This is a genomic window from Psychrobacter sp. Ps7 (assembly GCF_022129225.1).
Classification (GTDB): domain Bacteria; phylum Pseudomonadota; class Gammaproteobacteria; order Pseudomonadales; family Moraxellaceae; genus Psychrobacter; species Psychrobacter immobilis_A.
Genome location: NZ_JADQAH010000003.1, coordinates 79,962 through 99,030, shown reverse-complemented (window position 1 = coordinate 99,030; position 19,069 = coordinate 79,962). Strand labels below are relative to the sequence as shown.

The window sequence follows — 19,069 nt, the reverse complement described above, 5'->3', positions numbered from 1 at the left end:
AACACAAAAACAGGGTTTCAGACGAGCCAAAGACAGCCGTCAAAAGGGAGCTAGTTTGACACAATTTGGCTGATATGTGCCAGTCATTAGCAAAAACTGGGCGTATTTTTTAATAAAAAACTGGCTTTTGTTACTATTTTTTATGAGGGGCTTGCTATTACTTGCTTCAATACCTATATATTGTATGCTAAGGACAATTGTCATTAACCATTCATTTCATTGTTGTTTGTTGACCCTTTACTGATGACAACGTTGCCAACTATCATAAATATATCGTGTTAAATAGAGCCTTATGATAGCCAGCAATAGCCGTTTCAGGTCCAAACCTCACGCTGACTAATTTTGAGTATCTTCATGACCATTAATTATCAATATAAAAACGTCCAATCTCCCACCAAGATCACCATGACTGATGAGCAATCTGCAGGTCACGCCGATCATTGGAGTATTCTGACCGATGACATGAGTCATGACGTGCCAGAATGGCTACAAAAAATGATCGAAAAGGCGGCCATGCCTAAAGGCCTCAATAGCAATGTCAGCGCTCAAGACAGCTGCCTATTGCTGTCTGAAAACCAGCCTTGTCATATCAATCAAGTATTAGCCATGAAAAATGGCAAACCTGAATGCTTTATCAATGCTTATCCTTGTGTCGATAGCCCGTATGGACTCAATTGTAAGATTGAGCGCATCATTGCCAATGACAATTTACACGATGCTGTATTACGCTTGCGTACCGCTGATGGCAGTATTATTTACGCCTTTGACCAGCTCTACACCACCAATCGCCATTTATATCAGCGAGACACGTCTTACTTTGTGAACTTTAGCGCTTGGGCACATGAGATTAAGCTAAGTGAGCAAAACGAAGTCATCATGGTTGAAGATCAAGAAGCGATCCGCTATCACCGTGCATTTAACGACATCGTTGCCGCCAATGATGGAAAAATACCCGATGATCTACAAGAGCAAATCAAAGAATGGAAACCAGAGACCAAAGCGCAAATGGCGCCAGTTGAGATCAACTTAGGTCACATGTGTGCCTATCTATTTGGTGATACTTTGGGACAAGAAGATGAAGCATGGTGCCAAGGTCAGGTGCTCGGCAAGCAAGAAACCGTATTTAATGATAAATCTATTATTCTGTTTGATGTCGTGATACTACGCGAACAAGATGCCGATCCTTTCGTGATTCGTATCGGCGCGCTCAATACGCCAGAGACGGCTTCTATTAAAGTGCATGACTACGTACAAGCGAACGTTTGGCTACAAGCTGCCATCTATAAAGAAAACCAGCAAAGTGCAGCGCAGCAATCAAAAGCCAGTTAACTACTTTACGAGTCATTCGCTACTTTTAAGAATGACCATTAAATGTATCATCAAATAAAAAGCCCCTAATAAGCATTAGGGGCTTTTTGTCTTCTTACAATCGTCGGGATAAAACCCTGCGAATATAGAATTAAGCCATGGTCGTCATTGACTTGATACGAGTATATAGCTCTTTTTGTTCAGCACTTGGGCGTGCCGTTTGTACTGCCATCAGTTGTGACATATCGCCTTCAACGCGAATTTTACCACCCATAAAAGCACCCATAATTTCATTGGTATCGAAATCAGTGATGATTGATTGCAAGATACTGCGGTCAAGCAACAATGTGGTTGTCGCGGCGCCGTTCAAGCCGCGATGCAATAAACCGTTTGCAAAGTTCGCTTCGATGTCGTGCTCAGTGTCAGATACTTTTAGATTGACGATCATATTCGCCAGTGCTGGCGGCAAATTTAGCTCGCCTGCCTCATTACCCATTTGCTCAACTTGCTCAAACCACTCATCTGTCAAAAAAACTGCCATGTTATTGTCCTTAATTGATGTTATTTCAGGCTACCGTTGTTTGGCTCGCTCGCCTGACTGGATATCAAGTGATAAAATAGTTGCTCATAATAGCAGTACAAAAACTGCTATCATCACTTATATTTAGTCTCATTATAAGGGTCGACTTGCTGATAAGTAAAACTTATTTAGAGTGCTCATGCGGCCATTGTTACAAAAATGCTGCTGGTCATGATATCTAAGCGTAGTAATTACTGTCACTCTATCACCAAAATGTATTTCTAGAATCGTGATAAAATTGGGTATAAAATAGACAAATTGCACAGCTATAATAAGTTGCTTGCTAAGATTTTTACCAAAGAGTTTGTATTTTGCCGCATAGTTCTGATGATATTTGATTAGGATTGCGTTACAATACCCTTAAACAGAGTCGGGAGTTTTAACTAAACATTACGCAAACATGTTTTTTTGTCAGCCGCCGCTAGCATACGTCTATGGTCAGTACCTTTTTATGGCCCTATGGATATTGGTATCTATCTTCATTAGTACAGAATTTTTGGTAATAATTAAGATAAATACTTCACCTCTTTAGATGTTTGATGCTCAAAAACGGCGCATCTTCTTATTCACCTTAATGATGTATTAACAATCCTACTATCGACCAGCTGTGAGTGTCGTGCGTTTAAAACGCTTTTATGCCTCAATACTAGCTGATATAAAGCGAAAGCTTAGATTGATAGTTAATAATATTATGGTGATAAGCGAGACAAAAAACAGCATGTGCCGCGATTCTATTTTTATCTGACTATTACTTTTATGATGCAGATAGCGCGGATAGTTAGTTAATTCTGTTGATAATTCGGGCTGTAAAGGAATCATCCAATGAGTTTACAAAACACAGCAGTCGCCCCAGTTGACCGTGAGTACGAAATTACTATCGTAAGATTCTTTACGATAATGGCCGTGGTATGGGGCATCGTCGGCATGAGTATTGGTGTGTTCATTGCTTCACAGTTAGCATGGCCATCACTTAACTTTGACATTCCATGGCTGACATTTAGTCGTTTAAGACCGCTACATACCAATGCGGTCATTTTTGCGTTCGGTGGCTCTGCCCTGTTCGCAACGTCTTACTATATTGTTCAGCGTACCTGTAAGACAAGGTTATTTGCGCCTTATTTAGCTTGGTTTACCTTTTGGGGTTGGCAAGCCGTTATCGTATCAGCGGTTATTACCCTACCTTTAGGTTTAACATCGACCAAGGAATACGCTGAGCTTGAGTGGCCAATCGATATTTTAATTGCCTTGGTATGGATCTCTTATGCCATTGTTTTCTTCGGTACGCTCATCAAACGTAAAACCTCACATATTTATGTGGCTAACTGGTTCTTTGCAGCCTTTATTATTACGATTGCATTACTGCATATCGTAAACAGCATGGCGATTCCTGTTAGCGCATTTAAGTCTTACTCGTTATTTGGCGGTGCGACCGATGCGATGGTGCAGTGGTGGTACGGACATAACGCGGTAGGTTTTTATCTAACGGCAGCTTTCTTAGGCATGATGTATTACTTCGTTCCAGTACAGATTGGTCGTCCTATTTATTCTTATCGTTTGTCTATCGTTCACTTTTGGGCATTGATTGCGTCATATATGTGGGCTGGTGGTCACCATTTGCATTATTCAGCGCTTCCAGATTGGACGCAGTCTCTAGCAATGGTATTCTCAATCATCCTGTTTGCGCCATCTTGGGGTGGTATGATTAACGGTGTACTAACACTATCAGGTAGTTGGGATAAGCTGCGTACCGATCCGATCATTCGCTTTATGATTGTGGCATTGTCGTTTTATGCGATGTCGACGTTCGAAGGTCCAATGATGTCGATTAAGACAGTGAATGCGTTATCGCATAATACAGATTGGACAGTCGGTCATGTACACTCAGGTGCACTTGGTTGGGTAGGTATGATTACCATTGGTTCGCTATATGTACTGTTACCACGTATTTATAACAAACCTAAGATGTATTCTATCAGCTTAATCACCACGCATTTTTGGTTGGCGACAGCGGGTACTATTTTCTATATCGTATCTATGTGGATTTCAGGTATTGGCCAAGGCATGATGTGGCTAGCTACTAATCCAGACGGTACATTGGTATATAGCTTCGTTGATACAGTTGAGTTCTCACATTTCCCATATATTGGTCGTGCTTTTGGTGGCTTCTTGTATGTATCGGGTATGTTTGTGATGGCATATAACGTTTATAAAACACTTAAAATGCCAGAAGGTAAGCCTGTCGATATCGCAGATCCTACTGATCATGAACCTAGTGTTGATAAACCCTCAGCAGCTAACGTATAAGGAGCGATCATGTCTGGTACACCGCATGAAATTATTGAAAAAAATACAGGCTTGTTGGTTATCGGTATCGTTATTGCTATTAGCTTTGCAACGCTAGTTGAAATCGTACCATTGATATATGACAACAAGGGTCCTGAAGAAGGTGGGGTGAATGCTCCCCTGCCCTCTATGGAGCCATGGACTGCACTAGAATTTGAGGGTCGTGACATCTATATTCGTGAAGGTTGTCACGTTTGTCATACTCAGATGATTCGTCCACTACGTGCTGAAGTTGAACGTTATGGGCCCTACTCACGTGCTGCTGAATCTACGTGGGATCACCCGTTCTTATGGGGTTCAAAACGTACTGGACCTGATCTGGCACGTGTTGGCGGTCGTTATTCTGAAGACTGGCAAAAGCAGCATTTAATTGCGCCACGTTCACTAGTACCTGAATCAGTAATGCCTGGTTTCCCGTGGCTTGCTACCAACGAAGTGAATGGTGAAAACGTTCAAACTAAAATGCGTCTATTCCGTGATCGCTTTGGTGTACCTTACACTGAAGAAGATATCGAAGGAGCACCAGATGCTGTACTTGGTGCCACTGAACTTGATGCTTTGGTTGCTTATCTACAGCAACTGGGCACCGCGATGGAAGGACAGCGCTAATGGGTATTGGTGAATTACAAACAATTGCGACCGTTTCTGCCTTTGTTGCCTTCGTAGGTGTTGCATGGTGGGCGTATTCGCCAAAAAACAAAAAACGCTTCGAAGAAGATGCACAACTTGCGCTTGATGACGAGGATATAAAATCTCTGTCTGAAGAGCAGCGCAATAAGGATAAACGATGACATTTTTTTGGAGTTCTTGGATTACCATACTAAGTATCATGTGTTGGGCTGCTATCCTCGGTGTCTTACTAATGGTATTGAAGTACAAGCCAGAACTAGAAGATGACGGTACGACAGGCCACGCTTATGATGGTATCAAAGAGTACGACAAGCCATTACCTAAATGGTGGCTCGTAATATTTTTTGGCTCTATCGCTTGGGGTGTTGCCTATTGGGTATTTTTCCCAGGTATTTTCCCATCAAAATGGGAAGGTATTGCCACTGTAGAAGTCGATGGCGAAACGGTACCGTGGACCTCTAAGAACGAGCTATATAGCGAGCTTGAGAGTAATAACAAAGTATTTACGGATAACTTTGAGAAAAACATTTTAGCAAAAGCGGATGCTAGTGGTGCGACAGAGACCTTAGCGGCACTTGCTGAGTTACAGGCAACGATGCGCCGCAGTGAAACACCACCAGCAGATCTGCAAGCTCAAATTGATGAGAAAACTGCAGAACTATCACCTTATGTAGAAAAGCTTTCAGAAAACCCGAATGCTTTAAAAGTTGGTAGTCGTTTGTTCTTACAGAACTGTGCGGTCTGTCATGGCTCTAACGCCAAAGGTGCGGTAGGCTATCCAAATCTAACTGACAATGACTGGTTATATGGCGGAGAAGCGTCAAACATTTTGACCACGCTACATAAAGGTCGAGTTGGTGGTATGGCTGCATGGCGTGATCAAATCGGTGAAGATGGGGTACGTGCGGTATCTGAATACGTGCTGTCAATATCTGGCAACCAACCTGGTTACGAGCTTGATAAAGCTCAAATCGCTCAAGGTGAGGCCATCTTTAATGAGCCGACTAACTGTGTACTTTGTCATGGTGCAGATGCCAAAGGTATGACTTCTACTGGCGCGCCAAACTTGACGGATGACATTTGGTTATATGGTGGTGATCGTGAGACCATCCGCGAAACCTTACGTTATGGTCGTGCTGGTGTGATGCCTGAGTGGGAAACCAAACTGGGTAATGAGCGTATTATGCTGCTTGCAGCTTATGTTTACTCATTATCAGATAAAACCCCTCAACCTGCTGCTAAAGTAGCAACCACTGTAGAAACGACGGCTAACTAATAGTTAAAGATGGTTGTCATAGCATCAGTGGATAAGATTTGATAAAGGGAGAACTGTTATTGCAGTTCTCCTTTTTTTATAAATTCTTTGATGAGAATTTATTGACTGCTACCGCATTGTCAAAATTTGAGTGGTAAATGAAACGCGGTTTAATACTGCATAGAGCACGACCAATATATCGATCATTATGCTGATATATTGATTGGTTTTTAAGATTATTACCCCATTTATAATAGGGAGAATGCTAAAATGATAATACCTAAAAACCACTTATTAGTGGCGAATTTAGAAGATATTCATCCATTCTCATTAAGCTATTTGCAATCGATCATTTGGTAGATGGGTTAAAATATTTTTCTGTTCAATATTTTATCCGCTACTTACTGACATTGATAACATCACACACTCATACATCTGATGATTAAAGATGTTTGTTCATCATGCCAGCAAACTGATTCTTTTTTAAAAGAGGCACGTTTATGTCAGCACCACAACCCAATAAAATCCCTGTACAGCAAATTGACCTTGATGCGACCAAGCATCGAGTTCACCCTAGGTTTGTCACCGGTTTTTATCAAAACATTCGTGTCGTCACGATGTATGCGCTTTTAGCCGCTTTTCTGCTGTTGCCATGGTTACGTTATAATGGTAGGCAAGCAATATGGCTTGATGTTCCCTCGCAGCATTACTATATTTTTGGCATGACTTTTTTGACCCAAGATTTTTACTTCATTGCCGCCTTTGCGATTATTGCCGCATTCACTTTATTCATGGTGACTGTGTATGCGGGGCGTGTTTGGTGTGGCTATGCCTGCCCTCAGACGATCTGGACACATCTTTATCAATATGTTGAAAAATGGGTCATTGGCGATCGCAACAAACGTATCAAGTTTGACAAAGAACCGATGAGCGCAAAAAAAGCCTTTAAACGTTCTTTGGTATATTTTATTTGGTTGGTATTTTCAGTAATTACCGCGGCAACCTTTGTCAGTTACGTCGCTGGCACAGATTATTTATATCAAAGCTGGCAAACCATTGGTTTTGTTCCTATTCCTGATTGGCCAACATGGGTATGGGTGTCGATGTTTATTTTCACCTTTGCTACCTACGTCAATGCAGGTTATATGCGTGAGCAGATGTGTATCCAAATCTGCCCATACGGTCGTTTTCAAAGTGTCATGTTTGACAAAGATACCTTGGTCGTATCTTATGATTATGAGCGCGGTGAGCCTCGCGGGGCACGAAAAAAAGGCACTCATCCTGAACATTTAGGCGACTGTATTGAATGCACCATGTGCGTGCAGGTATGTCCGACTGGCATTGATATTCGAGATGGTTTGCAAGTCGCTTGTATACAGTGCGCGGCTTGTGTTGACGCTTGTAATGAAATTATGGATAAAGTCGGGTATCCACGTGGACTCATTCGTTATACGACAGAACGACAGTTGTCAGAAAAAGAAAATACCCGCGTCATCAGTCCACGTCTATTTGCTTATTTAGCCGTTATTACTATTTTATGTGGTGGCGTTATTTATGCGTTGACGGACCGTGTACCCTTAGAGATTGATATTCGCCGTGACCGTAATCAGTTGTCTTCAGTGAATAATCAAGGCATGATTGAAAACAGCTATATCGTCAAGCTGACTAATAAGACACAAGAGCCGCATACCTATACAATAACCCTTGCTCCACAAGAAGGTTTGAGCTTGGCGCTGCGATTCAATGATGTACCATTAGAAGCAGGTGAAAGCTTTGATATGCCTGTGAGTATTTATGGCGATCCTAAGGTTATCGATTTTGAACAAACGTCAGTGACCCTAAATGTGACCAGTGAAGATGGTCAGTATAAAGTTAGTAAACAAAACGTATTTACTACTCAAGGGCAGTAGGTTTTTATAAGCGATTGATAGCTTAGCTAGGGCGCGTCCTCATTTTAAAAGTGGTAATAGAAATGAGATAAATGGCAGCCAAACTGGGAAAATAGTGCAGATAATATCGGCATATTAACCAGTAGTTTGGCAAAATTTAACCATTTTTAATCTATTTAGGTGCTTTCTTTCAGATTGAAGACACGCCCTAGTATATAATTCTATATTTTACCTGTGAGTCAGTGGCTAGCAGGTGGACGATTTATCATTAAACTGGCAGCTGTTTCGCTGTCAGCTTATCCATTGATACAGTTTATAGATATCTGATAAACAGATATCTGATTAATAGGTATTTTATGTCTACTCCAGCATCAAATTTTAAGCATCAAGATACTCAGCCATGGTATAAGAATTACATGGTGGTTATTTTTGTTATTGGCATGCCAGCATTTGTCGTAGTGGCCTGTATCTTTTTTGTTTATTACTCTTATCAAATTCGGGATAGCGTGGTACGTGACGACTGGTATATGGATGGTAAGACGCTTTATCATGATGTGTCACGTGACAAATTGACTTATGACTTAGATTTGCACGGCGAAATGCAGTTTGCAGATAATGGTGATGTTGTATTCTATCTAAATTATCCTGAACAGAGTCTGCAATCAGGTAAACTGCTGAATGGTAATCCTTTGGCTTATCCTGAAAAACTAGATCTGTCTATCTCGCATGCAACCGATATCAAAAAAGATCACGATGTCGTACTTCAACATGTCGAAGGCAATAAATACAGTGCGCAGGTAGATATAGATCCTCTAAAAGCAAAATATTATCTACAAGTAAGTAGTGATGGTAAAGATGACTGGCGCATGCAAGATGTGGCGAAATTACCACGTTCAAAAGTTAGCTTTGACCCATTACCTGTTTTTGCAGAAAGTTGATTTTATAGAAACTACTTTTATAGACATGGTTAATATTCAATTTATTAATACATAAAAAAACCAGCCATTTATCAATAATGAGCTGGTTTTTTACACTAACGGTTTATGCTATTTTTTATAAATGTCACTTAATATTATCGAATAAGCGAATCGTTAAATAACAGGATTTATTGTTGGAATTTTCTGATTCGTATGCTTGTTTTCTGCTGAATTATCCGACTCTGTCGAAAGCAGATTACTATCGAACTTCGGATTGAACGCTTGGGTTTTTGGCGATACAGGTAAGCCAATTTCAGCCAAGCTCTCGGTCTGCCCAGCTTGAATGTTATCTCCTTCAAACAAACGCTCATTGTCATCACGATCAAGACTTAACTGCTCAAAATCAAACAATTCACGGTCTGCTAGTTGCGACGGTGCGACGTTTTGCATGGCTTTAAAAATAGAGGCCAAACGCTGCGGATGAGCATTATCCCATTCCCGCAACATATCGTTGATAATGGCTCTTTGTAAGTTGGTTTGGCTGCCACATAAATTGCACGGAATAATTGGAAATTCTTTTAAGCGAGCATATTCGATGATGTCTTTTTCTTCGACATAAGCCAATGGGCGAATAAGTAGGTTTTGCTTGTCATCACTGAGCAATTTCGGTGGCATCGATTTAAGAGTGCCGCCATGAAATAAATTCAAAAAGAAAGTCGCCAACATATCATCGCGATGATGACCCAGCGCAATTTTGGTTGCGCCAATCTGCTTAGCAAAACCGTATAACGAGCCGCGGCGCAGACGTGAACACGCCGAGCAATAAGTTTTGCCTTCTGGCACCACGCTCTTAACGATACTATAAGTGTCTTTTTCTAAGATATAGTGAGCAATGCCCTGCTCGTTCAAATACGCTGGCAAAATATCCTCAGGGTAACCGGGTTGCTTTTGATCGAGATTGACCGCGACGATATCAAAGTTAATCGGGGCGATACGCTTGAGTAATAGTAAAATATCCAGCAAGGTATAGCTGTCTTTGCCACCTGAAACACAGACCATGACCACATCGCCGTCTTCGATCATATTAAAATCACGAATCGCCCAAGAGACTTGTCTACGCAGCTTCTTTTGTAGTTTGCGGAACTCTGCTGATTCAGTAGACGTTGACGGTGCAGCGGCGATACTGTCTTCATTTGTATGATCGTCAGCAACATCCTCATATTCCATACTATCACCATCAGTGTCCCAAGCATGATTATCCAAACCTGTATCAGCTGACATATCATCGATTTCAGGCGTAATTTGTGGCGTAAACAAGGTTGCTGCGGTCATAAGTTACTCAATATCTTTACAAGGGAATTTTGCTAAAAAATGGAAGGATAAAGCCTTTAGCAAGGAGGTAATAGCACAGTGGCTTTAAAAGCAGCGATTATAACAAAATTTGCTAACAGATTGAAAAGATGAGATTAAACTATCAGATTAAATATTCAGTCTTTTTTATGGCTTAGCTTAGGGCATGCTGAACATTCAACCATAGCACTGCTGATAGCTCCACCCTTTTATAAACAAATTTCTCTTTTGAGCTAATTAAGGTTTCATATCGTATTTATCATGGCTTCGTGGTTCTGTAATGAGCGTATTTTTGCTAAAATAGGCGTTTTTCGCAAACCCATTTCGCAAACCAATAATAGATACCACTATGACTAATGTTACTTCGCAAAGTACCTCTAATAATCAAGCCTTCGATACTGACTTAAATGCTCTGCATAAAAGCCAAAATGCCGTTGTGCTGCTGTCAGGTGGGCTTGATTCGGTGACTTGTTTGTATTGGGCCAAGGCACGTTATGCGTCGGTGACTGCGGTCAGTTTTAACTATGGTCAACGCCACAATAGCGAACTGGTCGCGGCAAAAGCCATCGCTGAGACTGCCGAGGTCAATCATAGAATCATTGATATTGATATCGCTCAGCTTGGTGGCTCTTCGCTGACAGATCACAGTATGATTGTTCCTGATGGCGATACGGATAAGTTCCCCAATAAAAAGCGTGATGAGATTGATAACGACGCTATTCCCAACACCTATGTGCCTGCGCGTAATACGATATTTTTGTCTTATGCGCTAGCCGTTGCTGAAGTGACCGATGCCAATCATATCGTCATTGGCGTCAGCTCAGTCGACTACTCAGGCTACCCCGACTGTCGTCCAGAGTATATTGCCGCCTTCGAGCATATGGCCAATCTTGCCACCAAAGCAGGCGTTACCGGTCATCACTTATCCATTCAAACACCATTACAGCAACTGTCAAAAGCAAAAACCATTGAGCTTGGATTGTCATTGGGCGTCGATTATGGGCAAACCATATCTTGCTACCAAGCCGATGCACAAGGACTTGCTTGCGGTGTATGTGACAGCTGTGCCTTACGCCGTCAAGGATTTGCTCAGGCGGGCATCACTGACCCAACCCATTATCAATCTTAGTTAATGATAGAATTGCACTTGCATAAAAGCGTGATAGCAATCAACATTAGCGAAACATTCGCTTGCATTAACACAGCACACCGCCGTTGTATTTTAACTCACATACTTGTTATGGTATGAGCGATTGCATTTATCATAAGATATAAGTAACCACATTAGTCAACGAACTATGAGTACTTTTGCTTGACTTTGAGTACAAAATTTAGAAAATTGATGTTACCCGTAAGAGGATATTTATGAAGTTGTTGCCATTATTACCCCTAGCTTTAGCTGCCATTTTTGTGATGCCACAAGCAAACGCTGCCGATATTAAGCAAAATAACATCAATACCTGCGTTAATGGTGCGGTCAAATATAAAGTTGCTGACAAAGGCGATGCGACCAAACTATGCAATTGCACTATTGGTGTGCGTAGCAACATGACTATCGGTCAGATGTGGGAGATTGAGAGCTATGCCCAAGACAAAAAAGATCCGTCTGGACTGCCTTACGTCAAAAAAATGCAAAAAGATTTGCAGCAATGCACTGTTGGCTTAGATTTAAAACAGCCACAAAAACCAGCATAATACACATCTCGTTTGATATACAAAAGACTGGCTATTGCCAGTCTTTTTTGTTGTCAATACAGGCGCAAAGTGTAAAACTGATTATGAATCGCTACTAATCTGCTTATAATAAGCACACAGCATAGATTATCAATCGACATAAGCACTGATATAAGTACTGACATAAACAAAAACGAATAAGGATTTTATAATGGCAAAACCAACCACAGAAAACCTAACCTTACCTGACTTTCCAGTGACGATAGTACGAAAGCTTGCCGGCAACTTTATCCATGATGAAATCAATCTCCAAGAGATGATTGCCAATACTGATAAGGGGCTTATTCTGTACTTTTATCCAAAAGATAGTACGCCAGGCTGTACCACTCAAGCAACCGAATTTACTGCTCATCTTCATGAGTTTGATGATTTAGGCTATGACATTATCGGCGTCTCACGTGATAGTGTTGAATCTCATGAGAAATTCATCACCAAATATGATTTAAACATTGCCCTTATCAGCGATACTGACGAAAAATTATGCCAATACTTTGACGTTATTAAAGAAAAAAATATGTATGGAAAAATCAGCTTAGGGCTGGTCCGTTCAGCCTTTGTCTTTGACAAAGATGGCACGCTCACTCATGCTCAGCGAAATTTACGTGCCAAAGGCTACACTGAACGTTTGCTTGAAACTTTAGCACCTTAACCAATAAAACCAAGAGTCATAAAAAAGCATTTTAAAATAGACGCTAATAATCATTACAATAAACGCTGGATATCAGAGGCTAAAAGTAGTTTTTTAATAATTTTTTAGAGCAATCTCTTAAAAAACTTATCTAAAAAACAGCCCTGAATACTAAACATCTTATAACTTGAGAATCATATGAATAAACAATCCGATACTGCAGCGGATAACACAGCATCCAAAGCTACTCGCCAAGTATCTGTTGCCGTTATCGGTGCAGGTACTGCTGGGCAAAATGCTTTTCGTCAAGCCAGTAAAACCCATGATGATGTTGTTATTATTAACGATGGATTCTGGACGACCACTTGTATCGCGGTCGGCTGTATGCCAAGTAAATTATTGATTGCCGCCGCTGATCGCGCGTATGAAGCCAATCACTCTGCTGAATTTGGCATCCATGCCACTGTCCAGATAGATGGCAAGCAAGTCATGCAGCGCGTTCGGGACGAGCGTGCTCATTTTGCTAGCTACATCAAAGCTCAAGTAGATAGCTGGCCTGATCACAAAAAAATCTCAGGACGCGCTCATATCAATAACCAAGGATTCATTGAAGTCAATGATGCGCTGATTGCCGCTGACAAAATCATTATCGCCACGGGCAGCTCTCCATTTATTCCAGATGGCTGGGCAGATAAGCTTGGTGACGCCATGCTCACCTCTGATACGATCTTTGAGCTCACAAATTTACCAAAAACAATGGCCGTCGTCGGTACAGGTGCTATCGGATTAGAGCTTGCGCAAGCCTTTAAACGCTTAGGCGTAGAAGTAACTTTGTTTAATCGTGTCAAACGTGTTGCAGGTCTCAAAGACGATGATATCAATAACAAAGCTATCGATTGCTTAAGCCGCGAATTGACCATGCATTTGGGTAGCAAAATCAACGATGTCGGCGTGCAAACAGCCACGGATAATGACCATTCAGCCGCGTTCATTGATTATGAAGACAGTGCTGGAGAGTTGCAACAATGGCAAGGTGAGTATGTACTGGTTGCGACTGGTCGCCGCAATAATATCAAACCGCTGGGAGTTGAGCATTTAGGCGTTGAGCTTGACGACAAAGACCGTCCAAAGCACTTGAATAAAAAAACAGGTCAGATTGGTGATTTAGATGTCTATATCGTTGGTGATGCTAACGCCAACCTTCCACTATTGCATGTGGCCAGTGATGAAGGCTATAGCGCTGGAAGTATGGTCTGCGAGAATGAAGACGCCGCTCATATTCGCCCGCCCGCCACGCCCTTCTCGATTGTTTTTTGTTCACCACAAATCGTTAACGTCGGCATGTCTCTACCAGACATTCAACAGGATACAAACTTAGAATATGTCATCGGTAGCGTCAGCTTCGACAATCAAGGCCGTAGTCGCGTGATGGGCGTCAACTGTGGCCTGCTACATATCTATGGCTGTAAAAAAACTGATAGAATCTTAGGCGCTAGTATGGTGGGTCCTGATGCCGAGTATATCGGACACATTTTAGCGGCAGCGATTACCAATGATTTGAGTGTTAAGGCCATGCTCGATACGCCTTTTTATCATCCTACGATATTAGAGGGCTTACGTACCGCATTACGCGATGTTCAACACAAAATGGCAATACCTTATCAGTACCAAGACACACAGGAAGATAGCTTTTAAGCATCAGCTCAGCTACACTTTCAAAACAAGGATGTGTCGTATTAATCATCACTCATGTTGTGTTTGGTAGCACTGACGACTTGAGGTACTTTAAAAACTCTGCATGGACCAAAAAATGGCAATCGCTAGTATTACTGATTTTTTTAAAGAGATTGTTCGTGACCTGCATACTAGCCTCTACCTTGCGCTTGGCGGCTCTGTCGATGAAGAGTCACTTGATTGGTCGTCTCAAGCGGTAGAGCTCGCTAGTACTGCCATCAAAATCCTAATACTGCTGGCAGTGTTGGGATTTTTTTATTGGCTTGCCATTTATATCCTTAAGCAAAGTAGGACAAAAATCCGCCTGAATGAGCGCCGTACTAAGATTGTCCGTTCAGTCTTGCGTTATATCTGGATAGTTGCCAGCTTGATTGCCATTATGAGTCAGATTTATTTTGAACCAGAGACTATCAAAGCTACTGCAAAAGCCAGTACATGGGCGGGTATTTATTATGTACTTTGGGCGTCATCTGGACAGATTATCCATAAGGTGTTACAGCATTATGGTCTCAATGCTTCTATAGAGCAGCTGCTTCAAAACATCTTGTCAGTGCTGCTATTGGTACTCGGACTTGCCAGCGTCATGGCGCAATTTGGTTTCGATATCGTCTCATTGGTCGCAGGTTTAGGGATTGTGGGTTTGGCAGTCGGTTTTGCTGCCCAGTCAACGCTTGCTAATTTCATTGCAGGTATTACCATTTTACTCGAACAATCTTTTCAGGTTGGCGACTGGATTCATATCAATGACAACGAGGGTCGCGTCGTACTCATTGCGTTACGCACCACCCATATTTTGACGCGAGACAACATCACCGTCATTATTCCCAACTCTAACGTGGCCTCCTCTGAGGTGACCAATTTAACCTCCAAGAACTTCATACGTTTCGATATTCGTGTGCGTATCGCCTTTGAAGATGATGTCGATACTGCCCGCAAGGAAATTTTGCAGGTGCTTACTGACACCGATGTGGTACTCAGCCGTCCTGAAACCTCGGCCACCGTGGATGAAATTGGTGAATACGGAGTGTTCTTTATAGTGCGTTTTTGGGTCAAGCCTGCCGCTGTCGCGCGCATGCCCAAAATTAAAGAAGGTCTAAAAGAAGATATCAAGCGTGCCTTTGATGCCGCTAATATTTCTACTCCTTATCCTCATATGCGTCTGCTGATGCCAAAGGATGTGGATTATCCTATTGCCACTAAACCTTTTGCGACTACAACGCAGGTCGTGTCAGAAACACCACCACTGAGCAAAACGGATAAATAAGCTCATTATATTATTTATCTCTTGAGCAATTTATCCCACAATTTTTAGGCTTAAGGTTTTCATCTTTAGTATGATAAGCATGATTTTGTGAAAGATGACATTGCTGAATCTCTCTTTGATAAACACCACCACTTTAAACCATCCTGCCTTGAATTATGGTAAAATCGGCGGTTAAACATCTTATTTTATGATGTGCATTACTTATCAATTTAGCCCACAGGTATCCGTATGACCGAAACAACCGCGCCCGCACCTCTAACAGCAGCTTCACCAGAATTGTCGCTTGACCTTATTATCACCTGTGCCGATGGGCTTGAGGCACCACTCCAAACTGAGCTGACAAGTTTTGGTATTGCAAGTGAAATCAAAAGTACAGGCCGTCTGGCAGTTACTGGTACTTTGAGTGACTTATATAGTATTTGTTTGTGGTCACGTGTCGCCTCGCGGGTATTAATGCTCATTAAACGCAAAAACATCAATGCCGAATACGATGTGGCTGAGCAACTTTATGGCTTGGCAAAATCGGTCAATTGGATTGAGCAGTTTAGTTTAGAGCAAACCTTTGCCATTCGTCTGTCGGTCGACAAGCGTGTCGCCGTCAGTCAACAGTTTGCGATGCTACGTATCAAAGATGCGATTGCAGATACGTTCAATGAAGTTTACGACAGCCGTCCTAACGTCGATAGTAAAAATCCAGACTTTTCTATATTTGCAACCGTGAATGATAAGCAAGCTGAGCTGTATTTGGATTTATCAGGTACCAGTTTGCATCGCCGTGGTTATCGTGTGGCAATGACTGAAGCGCCACTCAAAGAAAACTTGGCAGCGGCTCTACTATATAGTGCAGGCTGGCACAAGAAAAATGAAGCTGGCAATGCACCTTTTTATAATGCGCTAATTGACCCAATGTGTGGGTCTGGCACCTTTATTATTGAAGCACTACTCATGCATTGCGATTATGCTGTGGGTATCGATAAAGCCGCCAATCAATTTGGTTTTTACCAATGGCAGCATCATGACGATGCCTTATGGCAACAGATGATCGATGATGCCCAGACACGTTTCCGCGAAGCCTTAGCAATTGCCAATGAGCAACCAGATACATTACCGCTGATTTTGGGTTTTGATGCCGATAGCGGCGCGATTTTAGCAACAGAGAAAAACCTGATTGCCGCAGGTTTGCAAGATTTACTACCACTGCTTGATCTTGAGACGCGTGCGCTTGACCAACTGAGCACTATTCTGAAGCCACTAGTCGATGACGGTCGATTGAACAATCCTCTAATCATCACCAACCCACCTTATGGTGAGCGTTTGGGTGACGAAGAGATGATTAAGCCGTTATATCAGGCGATTGGGCTTATTTTGCAAGACAGCTTTGCTGGTAGCGGCATCGACCCGATGCTTGGCATATTGGCATCTAATGTTGAGCAAGTTGATATCTTACCTATCAAAGAACCAAAAACCTTACGCTGTCATAATGGTGCTATCACCGTTTATTTCCGCTATGGCACGTTGATTGCGGGACAAACGGGCAATCTCGTTAGTCGCTTCGAAAAACGTGAGATTGAAGTGGAAGAGGGACAAGACTTTATCAACCGCTTGCAAAAAAACCTGTCCAAGCTGAAGAAGTTGGCTAAAAAAGACAAGGTTAGTAATTTGCGCGTTTACAATGCTGACTTGCCCGACTTCAAAGTCGCCGTCGATTTATATGGCGACTATGTGCACGTGCAAGAATATGCGCCACCAAAAACCATTCCACCTGAGACGGCTAAAAAACGCTTCAACTTGGCATTAATGGGTATTCGTGAAGTTTTTGGTATTAACCGTGAACAAATATTTATCAAAACCCGTGCACGCCAGTCTGGTAATGACCAATATAGCAAACAAAACACCACAGAAAAGCGTGGTAAATTTCATGTTGCACGTGAAGATGGTGCTTATTTTTACGTCAACTTTACGGACTATTTAGATACGGGTTTGTTCATTGATCACCGTAATATGCGTGCCCGTATCAAAGACAACAGTCGTAATAAATCCGTACTGAACTTATTTGCTTATACCTGTACTGCAAGTGTGCATGCGGCGCTTGCTGGCGCGAAAAAAGTCACCAGCGTTGACTTGTCACAGAACTATCTAGACTGGGGCAAGCAGAACTTTGTATTAAATGGTCTGGACGTTAGCCGCAATAAATATCAATTCGTCGCAGCCGATATCTTTGAATGGATTAAAGACAATACTGAACAATTTGATGTCATCTTTATCGATCCACCGACTTTTTCGAATTCGAAAAAGTTCCAAGGTACCTTTGATGTGCAGCGCGACCACTCTGCCCTCATTAATCGTGCGATGAACCGCTTGACCTCTGACGGGATTTTGTATTTTTCAAATAACTTTACCCGCTTTGAGCTCGATGAGCAGCTAACTGAGCGTTATGATATTGTCGATATCACGCAAAAAACCATTGGTTTTGATTTTGATATTAAAAAACCTATTCATCAAAGTTTTGAGATTCGTCATCGTCAGGGATGATAATTTAGGTTTATAGATGGATATAAAGGTTAACTACCGCATTTAGACGCCATCTTTTATAGTCAGTCTTGTCGTACACATAACAATGACCCAATCGGCTTTGATTGGGTCATTTTTTGTTGCTATGATAGAGCGTCACTAAGTAATAGCTAAGTAATAGCTAAGTAATAGCTAAGCAACCGTGAAGCGTATATTTACGAGCGCTTTAATCCCACTATTGCGATTGTTTTTATTTATATAACTTAACTATCAAACCCTTAATCACTCTAATAACAAGGATAACACCATGGCATTATCACTTAATAAAGGCGGTAACTTATCGCTCACCAAGACTGACCCAAATTTAACGAAGTTACTTATCGGTCTAGGTTGGGATGAACGCGCAACTTCTGGTGCTGAGTTTGATCTTGATGCCAGTGTGTTTTTACTGAATACGGCAGGTAAAGTACGCGGCGACCATGACTTCATTTTCTATAACCAGCTTAAGTCTGATAATGGCGCGGTTGAGCATACTGGTGATAACCGCACTGGCGAAGGTGATGGAGATGATGAAGTCGTCAAAGTAAACCTCACCCAAGTCCCAGCTGATGTGGATAAAATTGTCGTCACTGTTACTATTCATGATGCGGCGGCTCGTAGTCAAAACTTTGGTCAAGTTGCCAATGCCTTTATTCGTGTCGTGAATGAAGAGACAGGTACTGAAGTGGTACGTTTTGATTTGGCAGAAGATTACTCTGTTGAAACAGCAATGGTATTTGGCGAAGTCTATCGTCACAACGGTGAATGGAAATTCCGCGCCGTTGGTCAAGGCTATTCAGGCGGCTTGCAAGCCATGTGTCAACAGTATGGCGTTGTTATCTAATGTGATAACTTATTCATGCTTAGACTACTATATGACCATTAAA

16 protein-coding genes are annotated in these 19,069 nt (G+C 41.9%); 14 read left to right on the top strand and 2 right to left on the bottom strand.

What is annotated here, in order from left to right; genetic code table 11:
- Positions 1-354: 354 nt before the first annotated feature.
- Complete coding sequence (locus tag I3257_RS02115; protein ID WP_238048671.1) at positions 355-1,329, top strand: hypothetical protein; 975 nt, start codon at positions 355-357, stop codon at positions 1,327-1,329.
- A gap of 130 nt (positions 1,330-1,459) precedes the next feature.
- Here the strand turns inward: I3257_RS02115 and I3257_RS02110 are convergent, their stop codons facing one another.
- A complete protein-coding gene (locus tag I3257_RS02110) occupies positions 1,460-1,849 on the bottom strand; it encodes an SCP-2 sterol transfer family protein (protein WP_238048670.1) in 390 nt (129 codons plus the stop codon).
- 861 nt (positions 1,850-2,710) lie between these two features.
- Here I3257_RS02110 and ccoN point away from each other — a divergent pair.
- The 6 genes from ccoN (at position 2,711) to I3257_RS02080 (ending at position 8,943) form a co-directional block, all read left to right on the top strand.
- Complete coding sequence (gene ccoN, locus I3257_RS02105; RefSeq protein ID WP_201560066.1) at positions 2,711-4,192, top strand: cytochrome-c oxidase, cbb3-type subunit I; 1,482 nt, start codon at positions 2,711-2,713, stop codon at positions 4,190-4,192.
- Between the two features lie 9 nt (positions 4,193-4,201).
- Entirely contained in the window at positions 4,202-4,840 is a 639-nt protein-coding gene (ccoO, locus tag I3257_RS02100) for a cytochrome-c oxidase, cbb3-type subunit II (protein WP_045445396.1), read from the top strand.
- Positions 4,840-5,022, top strand: coding sequence for a CcoQ/FixQ family Cbb3-type cytochrome c oxidase assembly chaperone (locus I3257_RS02095; protein WP_010199605.1), 183 nt, complete (start codon positions 4,840-4,842; stop codon positions 5,020-5,022). Before ccoO ends, I3257_RS02095 begins: the two co-directional genes overlap by 1 nt.
- Positions 5,019-6,137 carry a cytochrome-c oxidase, cbb3-type subunit III gene (gene ccoP, locus I3257_RS02090; protein WP_238048669.1) on the top strand — a complete coding sequence of 373 codons (1,119 nt, stop codon included), beginning with the start codon at positions 5,019-5,021 and terminating at the stop codon, positions 6,135-6,137. Before I3257_RS02095 ends, ccoP begins: the two co-directional genes overlap by 4 nt.
- Positions 6,138-6,616: 479 nt before the next feature.
- A complete protein-coding gene (gene ccoG, locus I3257_RS02085; protein ID WP_238048668.1) occupies positions 6,617-8,026 on the top strand; it encodes a cytochrome c oxidase accessory protein CcoG in 1,410 nt (469 codons plus the stop codon).
- A gap of 335 nt (positions 8,027-8,361) precedes the next feature.
- Entirely contained in the window at positions 8,362-8,943 is a 582-nt protein-coding gene (locus tag I3257_RS02080; protein WP_087813718.1) for a FixH family protein, read from the top strand.
- Positions 8,944-9,096: 153 nt separating this feature from the next.
- Here the strand turns inward: I3257_RS02080 and ttcA are convergent, their stop codons facing one another.
- Entirely contained in the window at positions 9,097-10,254 is a 1,158-nt protein-coding gene (gene ttcA / locus I3257_RS02075; RefSeq protein WP_238048667.1) for a tRNA 2-thiocytidine(32) synthetase TtcA, read from the bottom strand.
- 430 nt (positions 10,255-10,684) lie between these two features.
- Here ttcA and queC point away from each other — a divergent pair, with 430 nt between their 5' ends.
- The 7 genes from queC to I3257_RS02040 all read left to right on the top strand — a co-directional run bounded on the left by queC (position 10,685) and on the right by I3257_RS02040 (position 19,026).
- On the top strand, positions 10,685-11,401 hold the full coding sequence (gene queC, locus I3257_RS02070) for a 7-cyano-7-deazaguanine synthase QueC (RefSeq protein WP_167541684.1): 717 nt from the start codon (positions 10,685-10,687) through the stop codon (positions 11,399-11,401).
- 236 nt (positions 11,402-11,637) lie between these two features.
- Complete coding sequence (locus I3257_RS02065) at positions 11,638-11,967, top strand: hypothetical protein (protein WP_045445384.1); 330 nt, start codon at positions 11,638-11,640, stop codon at positions 11,965-11,967.
- Positions 11,968-12,157: 190 nt separating this feature from the next.
- The gene (locus tag I3257_RS02060; protein ID WP_238048666.1) at positions 12,158-12,655 is read left to right on the top strand and encodes a peroxiredoxin; all 498 of its coding nucleotides are present in this window, start codon (positions 12,158-12,160) and stop codon (positions 12,653-12,655) included.
- A 177-nt stretch (positions 12,656-12,832) separates the two neighbouring features.
- Entirely contained in the window at positions 12,833-14,329 is a 1,497-nt protein-coding gene (locus tag I3257_RS02055; RefSeq protein ID WP_238048665.1) for a dihydrolipoyl dehydrogenase, read from the top strand.
- A 115-nt stretch (positions 14,330-14,444) separates the two neighbouring features.
- The gene (locus I3257_RS02050) at positions 14,445-15,632 is read left to right on the top strand and encodes a mechanosensitive ion channel family protein (RefSeq protein WP_238048664.1); all 1,188 of its coding nucleotides are present in this window, start codon (positions 14,445-14,447) and stop codon (positions 15,630-15,632) included.
- Between the two features lie 228 nt (positions 15,633-15,860).
- Positions 15,861-18,164, top strand: coding sequence for a bifunctional 23S rRNA (guanine(2069)-N(7))-methyltransferase RlmK/23S rRNA (guanine(2445)-N(2))-methyltransferase RlmL (rlmKL, locus tag I3257_RS02045; protein ID WP_238048663.1), 2,304 nt, complete (start codon positions 15,861-15,863; stop codon positions 18,162-18,164).
- A gap of 286 nt (positions 18,165-18,450) precedes the next feature.
- On the top strand, positions 18,451-19,026 hold the full coding sequence (locus tag I3257_RS02040) for a TerD family protein (RefSeq protein WP_055123872.1): 576 nt from the start codon (positions 18,451-18,453) through the stop codon (positions 19,024-19,026).
- Positions 19,027-19,069 lie beyond the last annotated feature (43 nt).

What these genes read in the sequence shown, in the direction of transcription:
- I3257_RS02115 (WP_238048671.1), top strand. Translation starts at nt 355, where the DNA reads ATGACCATTAATTATCAATATAAAAACGTCCAATCTCCCACCAAGATC.
- I3257_RS02110 (WP_238048670.1), bottom strand. Translation starts at nt 1,849, where the DNA reads ATGGCAGTTTTTTTGACAGATGAGTGGTTTGAGCAAGTTGAGCAAATG.
- ccoN (WP_201560066.1), top strand. Translation starts at nt 2,711, where the DNA reads ATGAGTTTACAAAACACAGCAGTCGCCCCAGTTGACCGTGAGTACGAA.
- ccoO (WP_045445396.1), top strand. Translation starts at nt 4,202, where the DNA reads ATGTCTGGTACACCGCATGAAATTATTGAAAAAAATACAGGCTTGTTG.
- I3257_RS02095 (WP_010199605.1), top strand. Translation starts at nt 4,840, where the DNA reads ATGGGTATTGGTGAATTACAAACAATTGCGACCGTTTCTGCCTTTGTT.
- ccoP (WP_238048669.1), top strand. Translation starts at nt 5,019, where the DNA reads ATGACATTTTTTTGGAGTTCTTGGATTACCATACTAAGTATCATGTGT.
- ccoG (WP_238048668.1), top strand. Translation starts at nt 6,617, where the DNA reads ATGTCAGCACCACAACCCAATAAAATCCCTGTACAGCAAATTGACCTT.
- I3257_RS02080 (WP_087813718.1), top strand. Translation starts at nt 8,362, where the DNA reads ATGTCTACTCCAGCATCAAATTTTAAGCATCAAGATACTCAGCCATGG.
- ttcA (WP_238048667.1), bottom strand. Translation starts at nt 10,254, where the DNA reads ATGACCGCAGCAACCTTGTTTACGCCACAAATTACGCCTGAAATCGAT.
- I3257_RS02065 (WP_045445384.1), top strand. Translation starts at nt 11,638, where the DNA reads ATGAAGTTGTTGCCATTATTACCCCTAGCTTTAGCTGCCATTTTTGTG.
- I3257_RS02060 (WP_238048666.1), top strand. Translation starts at nt 12,158, where the DNA reads ATGGCAAAACCAACCACAGAAAACCTAACCTTACCTGACTTTCCAGTG.
- I3257_RS02055 (WP_238048665.1), top strand. Translation starts at nt 12,833, where the DNA reads ATGAATAAACAATCCGATACTGCAGCGGATAACACAGCATCCAAAGCT.
- I3257_RS02050 (WP_238048664.1), top strand. Translation starts at nt 14,445, where the DNA reads ATGGCAATCGCTAGTATTACTGATTTTTTTAAAGAGATTGTTCGTGAC.
- rlmKL (WP_238048663.1), top strand. Translation starts at nt 15,861, where the DNA reads ATGACCGAAACAACCGCGCCCGCACCTCTAACAGCAGCTTCACCAGAA.
- I3257_RS02040 (WP_055123872.1), top strand. Translation starts at nt 18,451, where the DNA reads ATGGCATTATCACTTAATAAAGGCGGTAACTTATCGCTCACCAAGACT.